Annotated in this window: 20 protein-coding genes; 7 read left to right on the top strand and 13 right to left on the bottom strand. The window is 65.0% G+C overall.

The genetic code is table 11. The features are described 5' to 3' along the window. Positions 1-294 precede the first annotated feature (294 nt). Both ppdK and M2427_RS18655 read right to left on the bottom strand, forming a co-directional pair. A complete protein-coding gene (gene ppdK, locus M2427_RS18650) occupies positions 295-3207 on the bottom strand; it encodes a pyruvate, phosphate dikinase (protein WP_280707977.1) in 2913 nt (970 codons plus the stop codon). Between the two features lie 96 nt (positions 3208-3303). After that, positions 3304-3459: a DUF3096 domain-containing protein gene (locus M2427_RS18655; RefSeq protein ID WP_280707978.1), complete on the bottom strand. Its 156-nt coding sequence runs from the start codon at positions 3457-3459 to the stop codon at positions 3304-3306. Between the two features lie 218 nt (positions 3460-3677). Here M2427_RS18655 and M2427_RS18660 point away from each other — a divergent pair, with 218 nt between their 5' ends. After that, positions 3678-4031, top strand: coding sequence for a DUF1236 domain-containing protein (locus tag M2427_RS18660; protein WP_280707979.1), 354 nt, complete (start codon positions 3678-3680; stop codon positions 4029-4031). A gap of 197 nt (positions 4032-4228) precedes the next feature. On the opposite strand, the gene glyS is transcribed toward M2427_RS18660, so the two are convergent. The 6 genes from glyS to M2427_RS18690 form a co-directional block, all read right to left on the bottom strand. Then, on the bottom strand, positions 4229-6328 hold the full coding sequence (gene glyS / locus M2427_RS18665; RefSeq protein ID WP_280707981.1) for a glycine--tRNA ligase subunit beta: 2100 nt from the start codon (positions 6326-6328) through the stop codon (positions 4229-4231). Then, complete coding sequence (locus tag M2427_RS18670; RefSeq protein WP_280707982.1) at positions 6328-7263, bottom strand: glycine--tRNA ligase subunit alpha; 936 nt, start codon at positions 7261-7263, stop codon at positions 6328-6330. The genes glyS and M2427_RS18670 overlap by 1 nt, the downstream gene beginning before the upstream one ends. Before the next feature lie 208 nt (positions 7264-7471). After that, the gene (locus tag M2427_RS18675) at positions 7472-7663 is read right to left on the bottom strand and encodes a hypothetical protein (protein ID WP_280708050.1); all 192 of its coding nucleotides are present in this window, start codon (positions 7661-7663) and stop codon (positions 7472-7474) included. A gap of 105 nt (positions 7664-7768) precedes the next feature. Beyond that, complete coding sequence (locus M2427_RS18680) at positions 7769-8677, bottom strand: S49 family peptidase (protein ID WP_280707983.1); 909 nt, start codon at positions 8675-8677, stop codon at positions 7769-7771. Between the two features lie 216 nt (positions 8678-8893). Further along, positions 8894-9661 carry a methyltransferase gene (locus M2427_RS18685; RefSeq protein ID WP_280707984.1) on the bottom strand — a complete coding sequence of 256 codons (768 nt, stop codon included), beginning with the start codon at positions 9659-9661 and terminating at the stop codon, positions 8894-8896. Next, entirely contained in the window at positions 9654-9881 is a 228-nt protein-coding gene (locus tag M2427_RS18690; protein ID WP_280707985.1) for a DUF2007 domain-containing protein, read from the bottom strand. Before M2427_RS18690 ends, M2427_RS18685 begins: the two co-directional genes overlap by 8 nt. Before the next feature lie 131 nt (positions 9882-10012). Here M2427_RS18690 and M2427_RS18695 point away from each other — a divergent pair, with 131 nt between their 5' ends. The 5 genes from M2427_RS18695 (at position 10013) to M2427_RS18715 (ending at position 14732) form a co-directional block, all read left to right on the top strand. After that, positions 10013-11020 carry a polyprenyl synthetase family protein gene (locus M2427_RS18695; RefSeq protein WP_057757269.1) on the top strand — a complete coding sequence of 336 codons (1008 nt, stop codon included), beginning with the start codon at positions 10013-10015 and terminating at the stop codon, positions 11018-11020. Between the two features lie 384 nt (positions 11021-11404). Further along, positions 11405-11920, top strand: a complete 516-nt coding sequence (locus M2427_RS18700) for a helix-turn-helix domain-containing protein (protein ID WP_280707987.1) — start codon at positions 11405-11407, stop codon at positions 11918-11920. 1 nt (position 11921) lies between these two features. Continuing rightward, positions 11922-13184, top strand: coding sequence for a beta-ketoacyl-ACP synthase II (gene fabF / locus M2427_RS18705; protein ID WP_280707988.1), 1263 nt, complete (start codon positions 11922-11924; stop codon positions 13182-13184). A gap of 44 nt (positions 13185-13228) precedes the next feature. Continuing rightward, on the top strand, positions 13229-13861 hold the full coding sequence (locus M2427_RS18710) for a LysE family translocator (RefSeq protein WP_280707989.1): 633 nt from the start codon (positions 13229-13231) through the stop codon (positions 13859-13861). Continuing rightward, positions 13854-14732 (top strand): alpha/beta hydrolase, encoded by an 879-nt coding sequence (locus tag M2427_RS18715; protein WP_280707990.1) that lies wholly within the window; start codon positions 13854-13856, stop codon positions 14730-14732. The genes M2427_RS18710 and M2427_RS18715 overlap by 8 nt, the downstream gene beginning before the upstream one ends. Here the strand turns inward: M2427_RS18715 and M2427_RS18720 are convergent. The 3 genes from M2427_RS18720 to M2427_RS18730 all read right to left on the bottom strand — a co-directional run bounded on the left by M2427_RS18720 (position 14729) and on the right by M2427_RS18730 (position 19472). Next, positions 14729-15613 carry a 4-(cytidine 5'-diphospho)-2-C-methyl-D-erythritol kinase gene (locus tag M2427_RS18720; RefSeq protein ID WP_280707991.1) on the bottom strand — a complete coding sequence of 295 codons (885 nt, stop codon included), beginning with the start codon at positions 15611-15613 and terminating at the stop codon, positions 14729-14731. The two genes, M2427_RS18715 and M2427_RS18720, sit on opposite strands and share 4 nt — an antisense overlap. 84 nt (positions 15614-15697) lie before the next feature. Beyond that, complete coding sequence (locus M2427_RS18725) at positions 15698-17494, bottom strand: tetratricopeptide repeat protein (RefSeq protein WP_280707992.1); 1797 nt, start codon at positions 17492-17494, stop codon at positions 15698-15700. 316 nt (positions 17495-17810) lie between these two features. After that, positions 17811-19472, bottom strand: coding sequence for an electron transfer flavoprotein-ubiquinone oxidoreductase (locus M2427_RS18730; RefSeq protein WP_280707993.1), 1662 nt, complete (start codon positions 19470-19472; stop codon positions 17811-17813). A 136-nt stretch (positions 19473-19608) separates the two neighbouring features. On the opposite strand from M2427_RS18730, the gene M2427_RS18735 reads away from it, so the two are divergent. Then, positions 19609-20415, top strand: a complete 807-nt coding sequence (locus tag M2427_RS18735; RefSeq protein WP_280707994.1) for a uracil-DNA glycosylase — start codon at positions 19609-19611, stop codon at positions 20413-20415. Between the two features lie 13 nt (positions 20416-20428). Here M2427_RS18735 and M2427_RS18740 read toward each other — a convergent pair whose 3' ends face one another. Beyond that, complete coding sequence (locus tag M2427_RS18740) at positions 20429-21937, bottom strand: glycosyltransferase family 39 protein (RefSeq protein ID WP_280707995.1); 1509 nt, start codon at positions 21935-21937, stop codon at positions 20429-20431. A gap of 99 nt (positions 21938-22036) precedes the next feature. Next, complete coding sequence (locus M2427_RS18745; RefSeq protein WP_280707996.1) at positions 22037-22822, bottom strand: ribonuclease HII; 786 nt, start codon at positions 22820-22822, stop codon at positions 22037-22039. Positions 22823-22892: the final 70 nt, after the last annotated feature.

A 22892-nucleotide genomic window follows, 5' to 3' on the forward strand; every position in this document is an offset into this window, starting at 1 on the left:
AATTCGATCTTTATCGTGAGTATCTAATTTAGGTTGCCGGGGCGTTAATCCGCGTTGCGCACGCGACACACTCAAGCGATGTCAGGTGTTTTCACGGGGCGATTGCGCGCGTGGTAAATGCGGGCTCACGTGAAGCGGTAAACAATCGGTCAACGCGAATGGTGAAGGAACCCTTGCGCGTGCGTATCATTACGGGACGCGTGCGGTACAGCAATGACGTGCAGGGATGATCGCATAAAAACAAAAAAGGCGGAGCAAGCTCCGCCTCTTTCGCATCACGTATGTCGCCTCTGCTTACGCCTGGCTCGCGATCGCCTTGCCGAGTGCGGCCTGCGCCGCCGCCAGCCGCGCGATCGGCACGCGATACGGTGAACACGAGACGTAGTCGAGGCCGATATTGTGGCAGAAGGCCACAGAGGCCGGATCGCCGCCGTGCTCGCCGCAAATGCCCATCTTCAGCTTCGGGCGCGTCTTGCGGCCGCGCGCAACGCCGATCTTGACCAGCTCACCGACGCCTTCCTGATCGAGCGAGATGAAGGGATCGATCGAGAGGATGCCCTTCGTCACGTACGGACCGAGGAAGCTTGCCGCATCGTCGCGGCTGATGCCGTAGGTCGTCTGCGTCAAATCGTTGGTGCCGAACGAGAAGAATTCGGCACTCTCGGCGATCTGCTCGGCGAGCAGGCAGGCGCGCGGCAGCTCGATCATGGTGCCGACCTGATAGGCGATCTTGGTGTTGGTATCGCGCATCACGGCCCTCGCGGTCGAATCGATCCGCGCCTTGACGAGGTCGAGCTCGGCCTTGGTCGCGATCAGCGGCACCATCACCTCGAGGCCGACGGCCTTGCCGGTGCGCTTCTCGGCTTCGACCGCAGCCTCGAAGATCGCGCGTGCCTGCATCTCGGCGATCTCGGGATAGGCGATCGCGATACGGCAGCCACGGAAGCCGAGCATCGGATTGAACTCCGACAATTCGCGCGCACGGTCGGCCAGACGCCGCGGATCGGTGTTCATGGCGCGCGCCACTTCCTCGACCTCGGCATGGGTGTGCGGCAGGAACTCATGCAGCGGCGGGTCGAGCAGACGGATCGTGACGGGCAGGCCCTTCATGATCTCGAACAGCTCGACGAAGTCGGCGCGCTGCATTGGCAGCAGCTTGGCAAGCGCGGCGCGGCGCGACTGCTCGTCCTCGGAGAGGATCATCTCGCGCACCGTGCGGATGCGCGTCTCCTCGAAGAACATGTGCTCGGTGCGGCAGAGACCGATGCCTTCAGCACCGAACTTGATCGCGGTGCGGGCGTCATCGGGCGTATCGCCGTTGACGCGGACGCCGATCTTGCGGACCTGGTCGGCCCAGTTCATCAGCGTGCCGAACTCGCCCGACAGTTCCGGCTCGATCATCGGCATGCGGCCGGCCAGCACCTGGCCGAGCGAGCCATCGATGGTGATGACGTCGCCGGCCTTGAAGGTGCGCGAACCGATGCTCATGGTACCGCGGCCGTAATCGACGCGGATGGTGCCGCAGCCGGAGACGCAGGGCTTGCCCATGCCGCGCGCGACGACCGCCGCGTGCGAGGTCATGCCGCCGCGGGTGGTCAGGATGCCTTCGGCGGCGTGCATGCCGTGAATGTCTTCCGGACTGGTCTCGATGCGGACCAGAATCACCTTGCGTCCGTCGCCCTGCAGCTTGGCGGCTTCGTCCGAGGAGAACACGATCTCACCGGAGGCCGCACCCGGCGAGGCCGGCAGGCCGGTCGCGATCACATCGCGCTTGGCGTTGGGATCGATGGTCGGATGCAAGAGCTGGTCGAGCGAGGCGGGATCGATCCGCGTCACCGCTTCCTTCTTGCTGATCAGGCCTTCGTTGGCGAGCTCGACCGCGATGCGCAGCGCCGCCTTGGCGGTGCGCTTGCCGCCGCGGGTCTGCAGCATCCACAGCTTGCCCTGCTCGACCGTGAACTCCATGTCCTGCATGTCACGGTAGTGCTTCTCGAGCAGAGTGTAGATGCGCGTCAGCTCCTTGAAGGCTTCCGGCATCGCCGCTTCCATCGACGCCTTGTCGGAGCCGGATTCCTTCCGCGCCTCTTCGGTGATGTCCTGCGGTGTGCGGATGCCCGCCACCACGTCCTCGCCTTGCGCGTTGATCAGGAACTCGCCGTACAGCTTGCTCTCACCGGTCGAGGGGTTGCGGGTGAACGCAACGCCGGTCGCCGAGGTCTCGCCCATGTTGCCGAACACCATGGCCTGCACGTTGACCGCGGTACCCCAGGATTCGGGAATATCGTGCAGCTTGCGGTAGGTCACCGCGCGCGCGTTCATCCAGGATGAAAACACCGCGCCGACCGCGCCCCAGAGCTGGTCATGCGGATCCTGCGGGAAATCCCTGCCCGTTTCGCGCGCGACCGCGTCCTTGTACTTGCCGACCAGATCGACCCAGTCCTCGGCGGTAAGGTCGGTGTCGAGCGTGTAGCCCTGGCTGTCCTTGAAGGTATCGAGGATCTCCTCGAAGTGGTGATGCTCGAAGCCGAGCACCACGTCGGAATACATGGTGATGAAACGGCGATAGCTGTCATAGGCGAAACGACGATCGCCTGACAGTTCCGACAGCGCTTCCACCGTCTTGTCGTTGAGACCAAGATTGAGCACGGTGTCCATCATGCCCGGCATCGAAGCGCGCCCGCCGGAGCGTACCGAGACGAGCAGCGGGTTGCTGGTGTCGCCGAACACCTTGCCGGTCAACTTGCCGACATAGTCCAGCGCCTTCTCAACCTGCGACTGCAGCTCCTTCGGATAGGATTTGTCGTGGGCGTAGAAATACGTGCAGACCGAGGTCGGAATGGTGAAGCCGGGAGGCACCGGCAGGCCGAGATTGGCCATCTCGGCGAGATTGGCGCCCTTGCCGCCGAGCAGGTCGCGCATTTCCGAACGGCCCTCGGCTTTGCCGTCACCGAACGTGAAAACCCACTTGTTGGCCGGAATCTTGGCGGGTGCGCTCTTGGCAAGGGCAGCCTTCGCAGGGACCTTCGGTGCAGCCGCCTTGGTCGCGGCCTTCGCCGCCGGCTTGGCAGCCGTTTTCGCGGCGGGCTTGGCGACCGGCTTCGGAGCGCTCTTGGCGAGCGCCTTTCGGGCCGCCGGAGCGGCCTTCGCCTTGGCGGAAGGCTTTGATTTCGCTGGGAGTTTCTTAGGCTTCGAGGCGGCTTTGGCCATAGCTTGCACACAACCTGCGAGAGGAATGGGAAATCGCGCGCCTTACACCACTTTGGGCAGGGTCGCGCAAGTCGAAGAGTTCCGGAAAATGAAGGCTTAGAGATGGAGCCACTTCAGCAAACCGAGCCCGATCGCGCCGTTGATGATGAGAAAGATCGCCACGATCCAGTTGAGCAGACGCGGCATGATCAAGATGAGCACACCCGCGAGCAATGACAGGAGCGGCGAGATGTGGGCGACTGTGATGTGCATGAATTATCTTTCGTGACGTGAGGCGAATCGCGGGCGGATCATAGCGGACCGGGTTCCGCGGGTAGAGACGCACAGGCGCCCAGCGAGTTCCCCGCTTCGCGAAAACTGCCCGAAATTGCCGCGTATGCGGCAAGGCTTTTTCGGAACATCGCGCGCGGCGCAGCATTGGCAACCGGTCGCGCCACTGGCCGGCAGAACTCAATTCGAAGGAGTTGCCCATGCGGAACAGGATTCTCGCGCTCGCTGCGCTTGGCGTCGCACTCACGTCGCCCCTCGCGGCGCAGGCGCAAACCGGGATCACGGTGGGACGCGCGCCTGTCGTGGTCGATGAAGGCCCGACGATTACGGTCGAGCAACGGCCGGCGTTCCGTGACTATGTCGTCGAGCAACGGGTGCCGGCCTTCCATATTCCGGATCGCGTGGTGGTCGGTGCCACCTTACCTGAAACCGGCATCACCTATTATGACGTGCCGCAACGTTTCGGCGCGACGACCTATCGCTACACGGTCGTGAACGGCGAGACCGTGCTGGTCGAGCCGCGCTCGCGGCGCATCGTCGAGCTGGTGGACTAGCGCAGTTCAACGACGAGAGCAGTTCAACTCGATGTCCGGCGCGTCACATCAATCAGGCTGACGCGAGCAGTGTAATCGGACATCAGGCCCCGCCCGGTCTTCCCCCCGCCGGGCGGGGCATTTTTTTCTCGTCATTCTGGGGCGCGCGCCAAGGGGCGCGCCCCGGAATGACAGCGGTTTTGCCGCGCGACCGCGCCTCAATCCTGGATCTTCGAGAAATCCGCGACCGCACGCGTGGCGCTGCGGATCTCGTTCAGCAGCTTCAGGCGGTTCTCGCGCACCTTCGCATCATCGTCGTTGACGCGAACCTTGTCGAAGAACGCATCGACCGGCGGACGAAGCTTTGCCATCGCGCTCATCGCGACGGCGAAGTCTTCCTTGGCGACAGCGGCGCTGGCTTCCGCCTTCACCTCGCCGATCGCCTTCGCCAGCGCCCTCTCCTCACCGAGGCTGTAGAGCGCAGCATCGGGCGCGCCGTCGAAGCTGCGCTTGTCCTTCTTCTCCTCGATCGAGAGTATGTTGCTGGCGCGCTTGATGCCGGCGAGCAAATTCTTGCCGTCGTCGGACTCGAGGAATTTGCCGAGCGCCTCGACGCGGCGGACGATCATCAAGAGGTCGTCCTGGCCGCCGAGCGCGAACACGGCATCGACGAGATCGTGACGCGCGCCCTGCTCGCGAAGCTGGACCTTCAGGCGGTCGGCGAAGAAGGCGAGCAGATCGCTCGGGATCTTCTCGGCATCTACGGGTTTCACCGACAGGCCGGCGAGCGCGGACGCGGCTACCTTCATGAGCGAGAGACGCAGCGCATTCTCGGCGATCAACCTGATGACACCCAGGGCCGCACGACGCAGCGCGTACGGGTCTTTGCTGCCCGTCGGCTTCTCATCGATAGCCCAGAATCCGACGAGCGTATCGATCTTGTCGGCAATCGCCACCGCAACGCTGACCGGATCGGTCGGCACGCGATCGGCGGGCCCCTGCGGCTTATAGTGCTCCTCGCAGGCAGCGGCGACGGAGGCGTCCTCGCCTTGCGCCAGTGCGTAGTACTTGCCCATCAGGCCCTGCACTTCCGGAAACTCGCCGACGACTTCGGTCAGCAGGTCCGCCTTCGCAAGCGTCGCGGCACGCTTCGCCTTCACGACGTCAGCGCCGACCAGCGGCGCGATCTCTGCGGCCAGCCGCTCGATGCGCTTGATGCGGGCGGCCTGCGTGCCGAGCTTTTCGTGGAACACAATCTGCTCGAATTTTGGCAGCCGGTCCTCGAGCTTCGTCTTCAGATCCGTCTCATAGAAGAACTTTGCGTCCGACAGCCGCGCACGGATCACACGCTCGTTGCCGCCGATGATGGTCGCCCCGCCGTCGGTGGCCTCGATATTGGCGATTAGGATGAACTTGTTGGCGAGCTTGCCCGTCTTGGGGTCGCGCACCACAAAGCATTTCTGGTTGTTGCGGATGGTGGCGCGGATCACCTCGTCGGGCGTCTTCAGGAACTCCTGTTCGAACGAGCCCATCAACACGACCGGCCATTCGACGAGGCCCGAGACCTCGTCGAGCAGGTTCTGGTCCTCGACGAGGTCAAAGCCTTGCGCAAACGCAAGCTGCTTGGCGTCGGTGAGGATCGCGTCTTTGCGGCGCTCGGGGTCGAGCACGACCTTGGCGTCGAGCAGTTTTGCCTCATAGTCCTCGAAGCGGCGCACCTGAATTGGAGCCGGCGCGAGAAAGCGATGGCCGTAAGTGGTCTGGCCGGTCGCGATCCCCTCCACCTCGAACTTCACGACATCAGGCTCTTCGGTCTCGAGCCCGAACGTCGCGGTGATCGCGTGCAGCGGACGCACCCAGCTCAGCGAGCCTGATTTGCCGGAGCGTGCGCCCCAGCGCATCGATTTCGGCCAGGGGAAGGTTCTGACGATGACGGGCAGAATCTCTGCGAGCACATCGATTGCGTCGCGGCCGGGCTTTTCGATCAAGCCGATGTAGAAATCGCCCTTGGGGTCGCGCTGGATCTTGGCTTCGTCCAGCGACTTCAGGCCGGTCGCTTTCAGAAAACCCTGCACGGCCGCGTCGGGCGCGCCGACCTTCGGTCCGCGGCGTTCGGTCTTCAGATCGGGCTGGCGCGCGGGGATGCCGTGCACGGTCAGCGCGAGGCGGCGCGGTGTCGCAAAGGCTTTCGCGCCCTCATAGACGAGGCCTTCGGCGACGAGCTTCTCGGTGACCAGGCGGCGCAGATCGTCGGCCGCCTTGGCCTGCATGCGCGCCGGGATTTCTTCCGAGAACAGTTCAAGCAAAAGATCGGGCATCAGGCCGCTCCGCCCGCTTCAGTGTGGATCCAAGCTTCGCCACAGGCTTTTGCCAATTCGCGGACGCGCAAAATGTAGCTCTGCCGCTCCGTCACCGAGATCACGCCGCGCGCATCCAAGAGGTTGAAGACGTGACTGGCCTTGATGCACTGATCGTAGGCGGGCAGCGCCATCAGGTGCTCTTTGCGATTGCCCTCGCGCCAGCCGGATTCGAGATATTTCTTGCAGGCCGCTTCGGCCATCTTGAACTGCTCGAACAGCATCGCGGTGTCGGCAATTTCGAAATTGTGCCGCGAATATTCGCGCTCGGCCTGCAGGAACACGTCGCCATAGGTAACCTTGGCATCACCGTCGCGGCCGTTGAAGTTGAGGTCGTAGACGCGGTCGACGCCCTGCACATACATCGCGAGGCGCTCGAGCCCGTAGGTGAGCTCGCCCGCGACAGGCGCGCATTCGAAGCCGGCAACCTGCTGGAAATAGGTGAACTGGCTGACTTCCATGCCGTCGCACCAGCACTCCCAGCCGAGGCCCCAGGCGCCCAGCGTCGGGCTCTCCCAATCGTCCTCGACGAAGCGGATGTCGTGCACGGCGGAATCGATGCCGATGGCGGCGAGCGACTTCAGGTACAGCTCCTGAAGGTTCGGCGGCGACGGCTTCATGATCACCTGGAACTGGTAGTAGTGCTGCATCCGGTTCGGGTTCTCGCCGTAGCGACCGTCCTTAGGCCGGCGCGAGGGCTGCACATAGGCCGCATTCCAGGGCTTTGGCCCGAGCGCGCGGAGCGTGGTGGCCGGATGGAAGGTCCCCGCGCCCATCTCCATGTCGTAGGGCTGCAGGATCACGCAGCCCTGCTCGGCCCAGAACCGCTGGAGCGCGAGGATGAAGCCCTGGAACGAGCGTTCCGGGCGCATATGGGCGGGCAATGAGGCGTCCATCGTCAGATCAGGCTCTCGCGGGGGGGGTGAATCGCGCGGGACCGTATCGACGGCGGGGGTGGGAATCAAGGCAAAGGGACGGAAATGGCGGTCATTCCGGGGCGCCCGCAGGGCGAGCCCGGAATCCATTGCGCCGTTCGCTCCGTGGTTCGATGGATTCCGGGTTCTCGCTTCGCGAGCCCCGGAATGACGACTAAGCGGAGGGGCCCTACCCCGGCCGATACGCTCCAGTCTCGGGGTCGCGCTTCAGCGTCTGGATGTCCCCCATAGAGGCAGCCTCGGCGACGCGCGAGAGGCGCATCTCCTCCAGCTCCTCGTTGATCCTGAGTGCGGTCTTGTAGGCCCAGCGGACCACGGCAAGCCCGCCCAGGACGCCCGCGAATGCGACGAACGGCGGCATCGGTCGATCCTTGTTCAATGCTCAGCCCCCACGCGCATATTCGCCCAGTCCGGGCCGCGCCGCAATTGGCTCGGCTCGGACCAAATGGCGCGGGAGGCCCTCCGCCTAGAACCCGAATTTCGCCCAAATCGCCCGCGTCTCGACCGCCGAGATCAGCTCGTCCGGCAGCCCGGCCATTGATTCCATGGCCGAAAGTTGCCCCGCGCCGGGCGTTTTCCGCCCCAGCAGGCCGGACAATAGCCCGGTCGGCTGCGCGATCACGGGGGTGAGAACCTTCTCGCCATAGCGGGCACGAAGAGTTGAGCGGAGATCGCCGATGCCGTCGGCCAAGCCCAGAGCGATCGAGGTTTCGCCGGCCCAGTACTCTCCGGTGAACAGAGTGTCGTCGGCGCCCTTCAGCCTGGTACCACGGCTTTCCTTCACCAGCGCGATGAAGATCTGGTGGATCTCGCGCTGAAGCGCCTTCAGCTTGGCGACGTCTTCGGGGTTTTCTGGCAGGAACGGATCGAGCATCGCCTTGTGGGCGCCGGCCGTGTAGAGGCGCCGCTCGATGCCGAGCCGCTTGATCGCCTCCTGGAAACCGAAGCTGCCTCCGACCACGCCGATCGAGCCGAGGATCGAGGACGGATCGCAGAAGATCTCGTCGCCGGCGCAGGCGATCATGTAGCCGCCTGAGGCCGCGACGTCCTCGACGAACACGAGAACGGGCAGCTTCTTCTCCGCGGCCAGTTGCTTGATGCGCAGATAGATCTGGCGCGACTGCACCGGCGAGCCGCCGGGCGAATTGATCACCAGCGCCACCGCCTTGGCGTTGCGCATCGAAAAGGCCCGCTCCAGCACCCGCGCCACGCCTGCCAGCGACATGCCCGGGCGCAGCGGCGTCACCGCGCCGATGACGCCTGACAGCCGCACCACCGGGACCACCGCCGTACCCGGGCGGAAGCGCGCCGGCAGATATTGCATGAGCTTGTCGGCCAGGCCGGAACTCCCGCGATCGTTCAATTGTTCGGCCATGCCGTCACCTCTGGTTAACCTTTATTTATCACGCGACTGTCATTGCTAGTGCCTGGAACGTGTTTTGCAGAATCCCCGTTGGGAAGCTGCAATGAAGCAGCGGAGGAAACGACATGAAGATCTATCTGCTGTTGATGCTGATGGGCGCGCTCTTTACGGCGATTCGCTTTACGTCCCAGCCGGAACAGCAATCGGAATCGCTTCCGCAGTAAGGCTTCATCGCTCCGCCAGCGGCAAGACCGCCCTCCCCTCCAGAATATTCTGCACCTCTTTTTTGGGCACGCGTGACTCATCATTGAGCATCAGGCCCGGCAGCAAGCGCAGCGGTGCCCGGCCGCCTTTAACGGCACGCACCAGCACACGGATCGCGGGTTTTTCGGCTTCGCCATGAACCGGCAGGATCGCCACGCTGCCGAAGCCGCGTGACAGCGCTGCCAAAACCTCCGCGAGGCCATCGGCGCGCCAGATCAAAGTCAGCACACCGTTCGATCGAAGGATACGCCGCGCTGCATGCACCCAGGCATGCAGCGTCTCCTCCGTCGCGACATGCGCGGTGTGACGCGCCTGGTCGGGCGAGCCGCGATGGCGCGCGGGATCGTTGAAGGGCGGGTTCATCACCACGCAGTCGGCGCTGTCGGGCATGAGCCCATGTGCCGCAAAGGCCTGCGCGTCGGCGGTGACGTCGAGCATTATCACATCAGCGGCAATCGCATTCGCGGCTGCATTGGTGCGCGCGAGCTCGGCCAGTTCAGGATCGATCTCGATGAGGCAAAGATCGATTCCGGTCACGCGGCGGGCGAGCGCCAAGCCGGCGGTGCCGATTCCGGCGCCGAGATCGACCACGCGATCGCCTGCGCTGGCCTCGGTCGCGGCCGCAAGCAGGATGGCGTCGTGACCGGCACGATGGCCGGATCGCTTTTGCTTGAGCAGCAATTGCCCGCCGAGAAACGCGTCCTCGGTGAGATCTGTGACGACGTCAATCATCGCCGCGCAATTCGTGGCTGAGGCCGGCGTCGGTCAGGATCTGCCGGGCCTCGATGGCGTCGTCTTCATGGACCAGGATCCGCCGCGGCAGGACGCCGAGCGAGCCCTCGATGATGCTCATGTTCTGGTCCAGCACCAGATGATGGATGTTGGCGCCGTCGAGCAGCGCGCCGATCGCCGACACCAGAACGATATCGTTGGTCCGAACCAGTTCACGCAAAACGAGCCTCCTGCCGGTAAGGGGTCAAAGCGGCAAATGTCAATGGTTCCACAGGCCTTGCCGCGTCCCCGTCCAGTTTCTATTGTCTTTCCATCAGAATAGCCCCTCCGGGGCAAATATTGGAGACCGGCGTGGCCGTCATCGTACCTTTCGAAACTCCCGGCGCGTCGATCGAAGAGCTGGTTGCCCTTGTCGCCCCTGACATGGAGCGCGTCAACGCCACGATCCTGTCGCGGACCGGGTCCGACGTGACCATGATCCCGGAGGTCGCCAACCATCTGATCTCCTCCGGCGGCAAGCGCCTGCGCCCGATGCTGACACTCGCCATGGCCAACCTCGCCGGCTATACCGGCGACGGCCACATCAAGCTCGCCGCGTCCGTCGAATTCATGCACACGGCCACGCTCCTGCACGACGACGTCGTTGACGAGAGCGAGATGCGCCGCGGCAAGCTCTCCGCGCGCATGCTCTGGGGCAACGAGGCGAGCGTGCTGGTCGGCGACTTCCTGCTGGGCCAGGCCTTCCGCATGATGGTCGAGGTCGGCTCGCTGCGCGCGCTGGACATCCTGTCCGCCGCCGCCGCCACCATCGCCGAGGGCGAGGTGATGCAGCTCGCCGCTGCCAAGAACACCGCGACCACAGAGGACGAATATCTCGCCGTGATCCGCGGCAAGACCGCTGAATTGTTCGCCGCCGCCTGCGAGGTCGGCCCTGTCATCGCCAATCGTCCGAAGGCCGAGCAGACCGCCTGCCGCTCGGTCGGCATGAATCTCGGCATCGCCTTCCAGCTCGTCGACGACGTGCTCGACTATGGCGGCAAGAGCGCCAAGCTCGGCAAGAACACCGGCGACGATTTCCGCGAGGGCAAGATCACCTTGCCGGTGGTGCTCGCCTTCCGCCGCGGCAACGACACCGAACGTGCCTTCTGGATCAAGGCGCTCGAGCGCGGCGAGATCGGCGACAGCGATCTCGATCACGCCATCGGCCTGATGAACAAGCACCGCGCGCTCGAGGACACGCTGAGCCGCGCCCAGCACTACGGCGCCATGGCCGTCGACGCGCTGGCACTGTTCCCGTCCTCGCCGATGAAGAGCGCGCTGGAGCAGGTGGTGGCGTTCTGCCTGGCTCGGTCGCATTAGGCGACGAGGCGCCAGCACTCCTGCTGTCTCCACAGCGTCATTGTGAGCGGAGCGAAGCAATCCAGAATCCCTCCGCGGAGACAGTCCTGGCTTCGCTCCGCTCGCAATGACGGAGTGTGACGTGCGGCCATCGCTCAAGTCGTGTCCCGGACGCGCTGCAACGCTCTTCGCGTTGCTGCGCTGAGCCGGGACCCATGCGACATCAGAAATCAACAGCAGCTTGGGCCCCGGCTCTGCAGCGCGCCGCTTCCGGACGATGCTTCGCATCGCCGGGGAAGCGCTGCCATAGCGCGTCAAAGACGCGCGTGAACGCGCTGATGGCGTCCGGGGCACGAGACGACTCAGTTACTTGCATTTTGCAAGCCACTCACCTACTTTCGGCTTATGCAGCCCAAATTGCCCTCCATCCTGGAATGCCCGGTCGGCCGCGCCGTCGAGACGGTCGGCGAGTGGTGGAGCATTTTAATTCTGCGGGACGCGTTGCAGGGCTCGACGCGGTTTGACGAATTCGAACGTAACCTCGGCATCGCGCCGAACATCCTGTCGCGGCGCCTCGCCCATCTCACCAAGACCGGCATGTTCGTCCGCCGCCGCTATCAGGAGCGGCCGCCGCGTTACGAATATCTGCTGACGGACAAGGCGCGGGATTTCTTTCCCGTCATCGCGGCCCTGCTCGCCTGGGGCAACAAGCATCTCGCGCCGAAGGGCGAATCCATCTTGCTGGCGAACCGGGACGATCGACGGCCGCTCGATCCGGTCCTGGTCGATGCCGCCGATATGCAACCGATCACGCTCGCCAATGCGGTGGTGATCGCAGGGCCCCGCGCCAGCCGCTTGATGCGGCAGCGGCTGACCTCCCTCAAGGCCATGAACCCGGACCTCGCGCCGGCTGGAGACTGACATGCGTCGTATCGTCGTGACGGGAATGGGCGCGGTGTCGCCGCTCGGCTGTGGGGTCGAGATATCGTGGCGCCGGCTGCTCGCCGGCCAAAGTGGCTTGCGCCCGCTGCCGCAATGGTCGCAGGCGCTGCCGGCGCGCATTGCCGGCCTCGTGCCCGACAAGACCGATGACGCCGATGGCGGCTTCGATCCGGCAGCGGCCGCCGCGCCAAAAGATCAGCGCAAGATGGACCGCTTCATCCTGTTCGCGCTGCTCGCCACCGCGGAGGCGGTCGCGCAGGCCAAATGGACGCCGCAGGATGCGGCGTCGCTGGAGCGGACCGCGACGATCATCGGTTCCGGCGTCGGCGGCTTTCCGGCCATGGCAGAGGCAGTACGCATCACCGAACAGCGTGGCCCGCGCCGGCTGTCGCCGTTCACGATCCCCTCGTTCCTCGCCAATCTCGCCGCCGGCCACGTCTCGATCAAATACGGCTTCAAGGGCGCGCTGGGCACGCCGGTCACCGCATGCGCCGCCGGCGTCCAGGCGATCGGCGACGCCGCGCGCATGATCCGATCTGGCGAAGCCGATGTCGCGATCTGCGGTGGCGCGGAAGCCTGCATCGATATCGTCAGCCTCGGCGGCTTTGCAGCGGCGCGCGCACTGTCGAGCAGCTTCAACGACGAGCCCGCGCGCGCCTCACGCCCGTTCGATCGCGACCGCGACGGCTTTGTCATGGGCGAAGGCGCCGGCATTCTCGTGATCGAAGAGCTGGAGCATGCGCTCGCGCGTGGGGCCACGCCGCTCGCCGAGATCGTCGGATACGGCACCACCGCCGACGCCTATCACATGACGTCGGGTCCGCCGGATGGCGACGGCGCCCGCCGCGCCATGGAGATCGCACTCCAGCAGGCGAGCCTTGCACCGGCGGATCTGCAGCATCTCAATGCGCATGCAACGTCGACACCGGCCGGTGACGAGAGCGAGCTCGGTGCAATCGGCGCGCTGTTCGGCCGCAACAAGTCCATCGCGGTGAGCGCGACCAAATCGGCCACCGGTCATCTGCTCGGCGCAGCCGGCGGCCTGGAAGCGATCTTCACTGTGCTCGCCTTGCGCGACCAGATCGCACCGCCGACGCTCAATTTCGAAAACCCGGATACGGGCGCTGACGGCATCGACATCGTCGCGGGCAGCGCGCGGCCCATGCCAATGCTCAACGCCATCTCCAACGGCTTTGGCTTCGGCGGCGTGAATGCCAGTGCGATCTTCCGCCGCATGGGCTAGACGACTGGCCTTGCAATCGCGGCGTGCTGCGCTACCAAGGCAGGATGAGCGATACGAATTTCTGGCTATTCCTCGCCGCCGCCCTCGTCATTGCCGCCATTCCCGGGCCCGGCATCTTCTACGTCGCGGCGCGAACCTTGTCGGAAGGTCGCGCGAGCGGCTTTGCCTCGACCACGGGCACGGCACTGGGCGGACTGGTTCATGTGGTCGCGGGCAGCCTCGGCATCTCCGCAATCATCCTGGCGAGCGCCGAGCTGTTTGCGATCGTGAAGTTCGTTGGCGCGCTCTATCTGGTCTGGCTCGGCATCAAGACCTTTCGCAGCGCCGGCCGGACGCTGTCGCTCGAGAGCAAGCGCGTCGGGGGCACCCACGCATTCCGTGATGGCGTGCTGGTCGAGGCGCTGAATCCGAAGACTGCGGCCTTCTTCCTCGCCTTCATTCCGCAATTCCTCGACCCGGCAGGCGCAAGCCCCACCCTGCAATTCATCCTGCTCGGCGCCATCTCGGTGACACTGAACACGCTCGCCGATGTCGTCGTCGTGTTGATGGCATCGGCAACCCGCACGCAGCTGATCGGACGGCCTCATCTGATGCGGCGCCTCACGCAAGGCTCAGGTGTCTTCATCGCAAGCCTCGGTCTCTCGCTCGCGCTGGCACGGCGGCCGGCAAATGGCTAGCGCCCCGCAAAGCCGCTTCTACGAATCGCACGGCCTGCGGCTGCATTATGCCGATTGGGGCAACGCGGACGCACCACCGCTGATCCTGGTCCATGGCGGCCGCGATCATTGCCGGAGCTGGGACGCCATCGCCCGCTCGCTGCAACCACATTTTCATGTGATCGCACCCGACCTGCGCGGCCACGGCGATTCCGACTGGACCAAAGGCGGCAGCTACGCACTGACCGAATACGTCTACGATCTCGCCCAGCTCGTTCGCAGCATCGCAGCGTCTGACGTGACGCTCATCGGCCATTCCATGGGCGGCATGGTGAGCCTGATCTTTTCGGGGGCGTTCCCGGAACTGGTCTCGAAGCTCGTCGTGCTCGACGGCGTGACGATGCTGCCGGATTCACCGAAGCCTCCGGTGCACGAGCGTATCAGCAGATGGGTCGGCCAGCTCGACAGGCTGCACGACCGCACGCCGCGCCGCTATGCAACCATCGAGGATGCAGCTGCGCAGATGGTGCCTCACAACAAGCGCCTCTCCCGCGACCTCGCGCTGCATCTTGCAACGCATGGCGCACGCCGGAACGCGGACGGCACCTATAGCTGGAAGTTCGATCCCTATCAGCGCGCCTCCGCGCCGCACCGGCTCTGGCCGGACGACCACGTCGCGTTGTGGTCACGCATCGCCTGCCCGACGCTGCTGCTCAATGCCGGCGAAAGCTTTCTGGCGGGCGCGCGCACCGCAGGTCTCGAGCGTTATTTCCAGCAGGCTCGCATCGAGACCATCGCCGGTGCCGGGCACTGGCTGCAACATGACAAGCCTGAGGAGGTGCTGGGTGAGATCCGGCGGTTTTTGGGCGTAGCCGAGGATAGGGACGCCTAGCTCAAAGTCCCCGCATGCACCCACCAGCCGGGGTGATCCTTGCGGATCTTTTCGGCAGCGGCGTGCGCGTCTGTTGCCGCGCCATAGATCGCAAAGCAGGTCGCGCCCGAGCCGGACATCCGCGCCAGCCTGACGCCGGCGGAAGAGCGCAAAGCTCGCAGCACGTCGCCAATCACGGGTTCGATCCGCATCGCGGGAGCCTCAAGGTCGTTGGCAACGGTTTCGAGAACCTCGACCCAGTCGGCAATCGATCCACCCGCCTCCGGCCAGGCCGGAGCTTCGAGCACGTCGGTCGCGCCGACCAGAAGCTCGCCGTTGCGCAGGCCCAGCGCCTGGAACACGTCCTTGGTCGCGACCGGCACGCGCGGATTGACCATCACGCAGGGCATGCTCGGCAGCGCCAGCGGCAGCAATTGCTCGCCGACGCCGGTCATGTCGCAGGCGTGCGAGAGCAGGCACACCGGCACATCGGCGCCGGTCGCGAGTGCGACCTTCTGCAAACGGGGATCATCGAGCGACAGATTGTTGAGACGCGCCAGCAGGCGCAACGCCGCCGCAGCATCGGCCGAACCGCCGCCGATGCCGGCTGCGACCGGCAGCACCTTGTCGAGCGCGAAGGCGCCGAGCTTCAAATTCGGCACCGCTTCGCCCAGGAGCTTCGCAGCCTTGAACACGAGATTGTCCGACATCTCGCCGCAGGCTGCCGCGAGCGGCCCCGTGGTCGCAAGGCGGAGCTCGCCACCGGGCTCCAGCGTGAGCCGGTCGGCACAGTCGGCGAACGCAACCACGCTTTCGAGATCATGATAGCCGTCGGCACGACGGCCGATCACGCGAAGGCTTAAGTTGACCTTCGCGCGCCCTTCTTCAATCAACGCCGGCATCGGCGATACGCCCCCAGTTACTTACTTTGTCGTGCGCATGACCTTGGTCGGAAAACCGCTCCACACTTTTCCGGATCATGCGGCCTAGCCGCCCTTGTCGTCGTCCTTCTTCTTATCCGCCTGCGCGGCCGAAGAGTTCGAGTTGTCATCGATCATGCCGTTGGCGATCTTGGCTTCGATCTTCGGCAGATCGTCCGGCTCTGGCTTGAGATCACGGGCATGGGCCCACTGGAACTTGGCTTCCAGCGTGCGGCCGACGCGCCAATAGGCGTCGCCGAGATGGTCGTTGATGGTGGGATCCTCAGGCTTCAGGTCGATCGCACGCTCGAGGTTCTTCACCGCCTCTTCGTAATTGCCGATGCGGTAATAGGCCCAGCCGAGGGAGTCGACGATGTAGCCGTCGTCGGGACGCTGCTCGACGGCGCGCTTGATCATCTTCATGCCTTCGTCGAGGTTCACGCCCTGGTCGATCCAGGAATAGCCGAGATAGTTCAGGACATGCGGCTGGTCGGGCTGCAACTCGAGCGCCTTCTTCATGTCGGCTTCGGCCTTGCCCCACTGCTTGGAGCGCTCCTCGCAGATGCCGCGGTAGTAGTACCAGACGCTGTTGGCCTTGTCGTTTCCTGCAGGCAGCACGCTGATGCCTTGCGAATAGGTCGCACCGCAATCGGAGAACTTCTTGCGGCCGCGCTCGAGATTACCGAGCGCCATGATGGCTTCGATGTCCTTGGAGTCTTCGGAAATCACGCCCTTGAGGATCTTGATGGCCTCGTCGCCGCGGTCGGCGGAATCCAGGTCAATGGCAAGCTGGATCTGCGCATTGCGCTTGAGGGGCGAGGAAGACGGGACGCGCTCGTAAATCTTGATCGCCATCTGCGGCCGCTTCACCGATTCGTAGAGATCGGCGAGCGAGAGCAGCGCCAGCGGATGGCTGGGCTGCAGATAGAGCGCGAGCTGGAGATACACCAGCGCAAGATCCTCGCCTCCGCGGCGGGTCAGCGTGGCGCCGATGCCGTAGAGCGCCTCGGCCGCGCCGGCCTGCGCGGAATCGACCAGCGACGGCATCTTCTTGCCGGCCTTGGTCTCACGCAGACCTTCCACGATCAAAGGATGGCGGGCGAGCTTCTTGTCGAAGGCTTCATAGATCGCCGTCGCCGAGGCCGCGTCCTTGTTGCGCGACAGCCAGCGCGCATAGGCCTCGCTGACGCGCAGCATGGAATCGTCGAGCTTGTAGGCGCGCTCGAAGCGGACGCCCGCATCCTTCTCCTTGCCGGCGTTCTCGAGAATCATGCCGGCGTGCAGGTCCTTGAACAGCGGATACCATTCCGGACCCGCCAGCTTGTCGATGGTCGCAACCGCGCCCTTGGCATCGCCCGCACCATAGGCGGCCCAGCCGGACAGCAGCGTGGCGACGAGATCGGTGATCGGGCCGCGGATCGACTGGTTGATGTTGCTCTGCGCGCTCGGATATTTCTTCAGCTTCAGGTCATGGACGCCGACGACGAGGCGCGCGACGCGATTGGTCTTGTCGATGGCGAGGATGCGCTCGGCGAGCTTGACCGCTTCCTCGATGTCACCGTCGTCGACCGAGGAAATGAAGGCGCGGTCGAGCAGCTCGTTGTTCTTGGGGTCGCTCCGCAGCGCGGAGCGGTAGAAAGCGGCGGCGGAGGTCGCGTCGCGCTCGACGCTGGCGTGACGGGCGGCGAGATAGCTGCCGGCGGTGGTGAGCGACTTCAGATCGTTTCGGGTCGGAAACTGCGCCGCCGTGTCGGCCGGATGGTCCGGCGTCTGCGCCAGCACCGCGCCGGGGACCGCCACGATCGCGGAGCCGGCAAGGGCGATGGCAGCAGCAGTCCAGCGGTTGAAACGATTTGAAAACATCAGGGCTCGCCTTGAGTTGGTAGTGCCTGGGTTTGAAGCAAAAGGCCGTCTCGCGCGCGAACGCGGCCGGCGACATCGGACCCGGAACCGTCGGGTCCGGACAATGCCGCTTTTGGCGCTTAACCGCAAGGATTCGGACCGGACGATCCCCTCCGCACGCCCCAAATCGGCCAAGAGAGCCCCAAGACCCCGCTACTATGGCCTTATCGTGACCGATGGCCCCCGTGATGCTCCCGGGGGCACCTGTTGTGCTCCCGTTCTCACGCGAACGTGCGCTCCATCACCCTTCGGACCTGTTTGGTCGCCTGGCGCGCCCTTACATCGCCTCGTAGTTCGGACCGCCGCCGCCCTCTGGTGGAACCCAGATGATGTTGCCGTTGGGGTCCTTCACGTCGCAGGTTTTGCAGTGGACGCAGTTCTGGGCGTTGATCTGGTAGCGCGGCGCCGCGCCTTCCTCGACCCACTCATAGACGCCGGCCGGGCAATAGCGGTTTGAGGGACCGGCGAAGACATCATGCTCGGACATCTTCTGCAGGTTCATGTCGGCGACCCTGAGATGGATCGGCTGATCCTCCTCATGGTTGGTGTTGGACAGGAACACCGAGGACAGCTTGTCGAACGAGATCTTGCCGTCCGGCTTCGGATAGTTCTTGGGCGCATGCTGCTTGGCCGGATCGAGCGTCGAGCGATCGGGCTTGGCATGCGACTGCGTGCCGAACAGCGAGGTGCCGAACAGCGTGTTGCACCACATGTCGAAGATGCCGAGCCCAGCGCCGATAAAGGTGCCGAACTTGGACAGCAGCGGTTTGGCGTTACGGACCGGATAGAGGTCCTTGCCGACCGCCGAATCGCGCCATGCGTTCTCGTATTCGATGAGCTCGTCATTGGCGCGGCCGGCACCGAGTGCCGAAGCAACATGCTCGGCCGCGAGCATGCCGGTGCCCATCGCATTGTGTACGCCCTTGATGCGCGGAACGTTGACGAAGCCCGCCGCGCAGCCGATCAGTGCGCCGCCGGGGAAGCTGAGCTTCGGCACCGACTGGTAGCCGCCTTCGGTGATGGCGCGTGCGCCATAAGCCAGCCGCTTGCCGCCTTCGAGTGTCGCGCGCACCGCAGGGTGATTCTTGACGCGCTGGAATTCGTCGAACGGCGAGAGATAAGGATCGATGTAGTTGAGGTGGACGACGAAGCCGATTGATACCAGGTTCTCGTCATAGTGATAAAAGAACAGACCACCACCAGTGTTGTTGTTGAGCGGCCAGCCGACGGCGTGCTGCACCAGACCCTTCTGGTGCTTGGCCGGATCAATCTGCCAGACTTCCTTGAGGCCGATGCCGAATTTCGGCGGTTCGCTCTTGGCGTCGAGGGCGTATTTCGCGATCAACTGCTTGGACAGGCTACCGCGCGCGCCTTCGGCAAACAGCGTGTACTTGCCGAGCAATTCCATGCCGCGGGTAAAGGAGTCCTTCGGCTTGCCGTCCCTGCCGATGCCCATGTCGCCGGTGGCAATTCCGCGCACCGCGCCGTTGTCGTCATAGAGAACTTCGGCTGCGGCAAAACCCGGATAGATCTCGACACCGAGCGCTTCCGCCTTGCGCGCCAGCCAGCGGCAGACGTTGCCGAGCGAGCCGATGTAGCAGTGATGATTGTTCATCAAGGGCGGCATCAGGAAGTTCGGGATCTTGAATGAGCCCGTCTCGGTGAACCAGAAGAAGCGGTCGTCCTTCACCTGGGTCTTGAGCGTGCAATCCGAATCCTCGCGCCAATCCGGGATCAGCTTGTCGAGCCCGGCCGGATCGATCACGGCGCCGGAGAGGATGTGCGCACCGACCTCGGAGCCCTTCTCCACCACGACGACGTTGAGATCGGCGTTGAGCTGCTTCAGCCGGATCGCCGCAGCCAGGCCCGAGGGGCCGGCGCCGACGATGACGACGTCGAATTCCATGGATTCGCGCGGGGGAAGTTCTTCGGTGCTCATCTGATCTCAGCCCTTGAGACGGTTCCTTGTCATTTGCGCCCCCTTGTTTCCGATTTTTCCGGGTAGGACAACCACGGAAATGCGTTCCGCTGGGATGCAAGGCGCCTTAAGATGAACTAATAGTCTGACTTTCCAAATGATCCTCGAGCCCGCACCCACCGTCCGAGAGCTTCTCGCCTTCTATCTGGAGGCCGGGGTCGACTGCGCGCTCGCCGAGGAACCGGTCGACCGCCTGGCGGAATTAGATGCCCCGCCGCCGGCCCCGCGCGCGGCGCCGCCGGTCGAGGCACCGCGGGCTGTCGCCGCGCCCGCGGTGATGCGCGGCGAAGCAGCACCCGCACCCGACATCGCGATCGCCTCGGCGCGCGAGGCCGCGCGCACGGCGCCGACGCTCGAGGCCCTGCGCGAGCTGATGCAAAACTTCGAGGGCTGCGCGCTCAAGCACACCGCGACGCGGCTGGTGTTCGCCGATGGCAATCCGCAGGCGCGCATCATGTTCGTCGGCGAGGCACCGGGCCGTGACGAAGACATCGAGGGTCTGCCGTTTGTGGGCCGTAGCGGCAAGCTTCTCGACCTGATGATCGGCGCGATCGGACTCAACCGTACCACGGCCTATATCACCAACGTCATTCCGTGGCGGCCGCCAGGCAACCGCACGCCGACGCCGCAGGAGACGCAGATCTGCCTGCCTTTCATCCAGCGCCATATCGAGCTGGTGAATCCCGACGTGCTGGTGACGCTGGGCAATCCCTCGACGCAGACACTGCTCTCGACCCGCGAGGGCATCATGCGCACGCGCGGGCGCTGGTTCGCGTACGAGACAGGCACCCGCACCATCCGCGCGCTGCCGACCTTCCACCCGGCCTATCTGTTGCGTTCGCCGTCCTACAAACGGCTGGCCTGGCAGGATCTGCGGTCGATCGCGAAGGCGCTGGCGGGTTAGCGAGTTCTCCCGCTCACGCCCCCTTCGGCCGCACGATCGCCCAGCCGATGCGCAGCAATCCCTGGCGGCCATTGACCGGCCATTCGAAGGCACGCGGGACTTCCGGCACGATGCCGGGGAAGCGCGCGAGGATGTCGGGCGGCGGCGTGCCGGCGGTGTCCGAGGCGCGCCAGACCACCACGCCGCCGCTCTCGCTGAATTTGGCCTGCGACATCCACGGCGTGCGCGCAGGATTGGCATCAATGAAGAGATGCGGCCGGCCGGAATGCAGCGCGATCAGGCTCGCAAGCTGCGTCTCGCCGGCGACGGCGCGCAGGCGATGGTTGGTGCGGCGGGCAAAGCTCTCGTCGAAGAAATCCGAGATCGCGTGCGCCGGCATCGAGGTCGCAATCTCGCCGGTGCCGGTCCAGGGCATGAACAGAACGGCCAGCACCACGCCGGCCGCAGGCGCCACGACAGCCGCAGCCCACACTGTGCGCAACATGCGTGCGCGGCGCATCGCAATGAGATCGCCGGCCACCACGACCATGGCAAGACCTGACATGATCAGCACGACACCCGCGCCGCCAACGACGGCCTCAAACCCGAACAGTCCGGAGATCAGGACCGCGCCGAGTGCCGGCGCCAGCGCGAAGAAATAGACGAAGTTGCGCGCGAGCGGTTCGACTGGCGGCCGGTAGATGATCGGCGCCTCCTCGCTCTTGCCGGCGAACAGGGGTGTGTTGAGGAAGGTCAGCACCGGAACTGCGATGGCACCGAGGACGAGCCCGCCGAGCAGCCAGGCGGCGTGGATCGCGCGGGCACTGAGGTCGGCCACTTGAGGCAAGGCCGGCAGCGCAATTGTCTCGGCGCGCATCAGCCAGATGGCGTAAGGCAGCGCCAGCACGGCGACGACGACGAGCGCGAACAGCGGATCGAGCGCGCGCAAGGTCCGGCGGCCGCCGGCAGTCGAGAGCGCAAAGATCACGAGCAGCGCGAGCAGGAAGATCGCAGCCGGCGTGGTCAGGAGCAGAAGGCCAGCCTCGATCGACCAGGCAAACCACGCATTGCCGCGGCGCTGGCCGATGATCTGCCAGGAATGCAGCAGCAACAGCGCCCAGAGCGGCCGCGCCAGCACGAGGGGGCCGAAGTCGAGCGCCGACGAGGAGAAGGCGAGCATCGTCATGGTCAGAAGTACGGCGAGCACCGCCTGCTGGGTGCCGACCACGGCGCGGGCGAGGTGATAGAGCGTGATGAAGGTGGCGATCTCGCAGAGCTCGGCGAGGACGTAGACGCCGAACACGTGACCGCCAACGGCGCGGTAGGCGATGTCTCCGAGCCAGGCCGACAGCGGCGGGCCGAGATCGGTGCCGACCTGGTATTCCCTGCCGAAGGCCAGCAGGGTCGCGAGGCTGCCGGGCGGGCTGCGGTAGAACAGCAGCGCCACCAGCAGCCACATCGCCGCCTGGAGCAGCACGGCAATCCAGACGATCAGCCGCGGCCGGGCGCGAATGAGCTCGATGACCAGGGAAGTAAACCGCATGCAACGCCCGCAAGATGCAGCCAACCCGTCCAGCCGGCCCTATTCGCTCAGGAGCTTTTTGATAAAGGGCGTCACGCGCCGTGGCAACGACAGTCTAGGCTAGAGGCCCGCTGACGCGTCGATTTCAACCGGCGTCGCGACCTGCGCCTCGACCTCGGCGACCTCGAACAAATCCCGCACCGGCTCGACCGTCCAGGGCATGTGCTTGGCACGGGCGGCGGCGACGGGGGCGAAGAAGCTGCGGTGGTGGACGGTGGGGCCGAGCCGGTCGAGCGCGTCGAGATGCTCGGGCACGCCATAGCCCTTGTGCTGCTCGAAGCCGTAACCCGGACAATCCTGCGCCAGCGCGCACATCAGCCGGTCGCGCGTCACCTTGGCGACGATGGAGGCGGCCGCAATCGACAGCACGATGCCGTCGCCGCCGATCACGGCCTCGCAGTCGCAAGGCGTGTCGAGGCGATCGCGGCCGTCGACGAAGACGTGCTTCGGCGCCTCCGGCAGCGCCACCACGGCGCGCTTCAGCGCCCAGAGCGAAGCACGCAGGATGTTGTCGCGATCGATGCGCGCCGGCGAGGCGACGGCGACCGAGACCTGCGCAGTGGCGCAGATCCTGTCGAACAGTCTTTCGCGCTCTTCGGCGGTCAGCCGCTTGGAATCGTCGATGCCACGCGGAATGCGGTCGGGGTCGAGAATCACTGCAGCCGCCACGACGGGACCGGCGAGCGGGCCGCGGCCGGCCTCGTCGCAGCCCGCAACCGGCCAGATGCCGCGCTTGATCAGGGCACGCTCGCGGCGGAAGCTGGCCTTGGCCGGCGCGGCCGTCTTCGCAGCGGCCTTGTTCGGCGCGTCTTTGGCAGGCTTGTTGGCGGATTTGTCCCGAATCATGGCCGGGATCGTGCGCAAGCATCCCAGCTCATGCAACCGGGAACCCAGCGCTATTCCCGTTATTCAGACG

The organism is Bradyrhizobium sp. BR13661 (assembly GCF_029892425.1).
Taxonomy (GTDB): Bacteria; Pseudomonadota; Alphaproteobacteria; order Rhizobiales; family Xanthobacteraceae; genus Bradyrhizobium.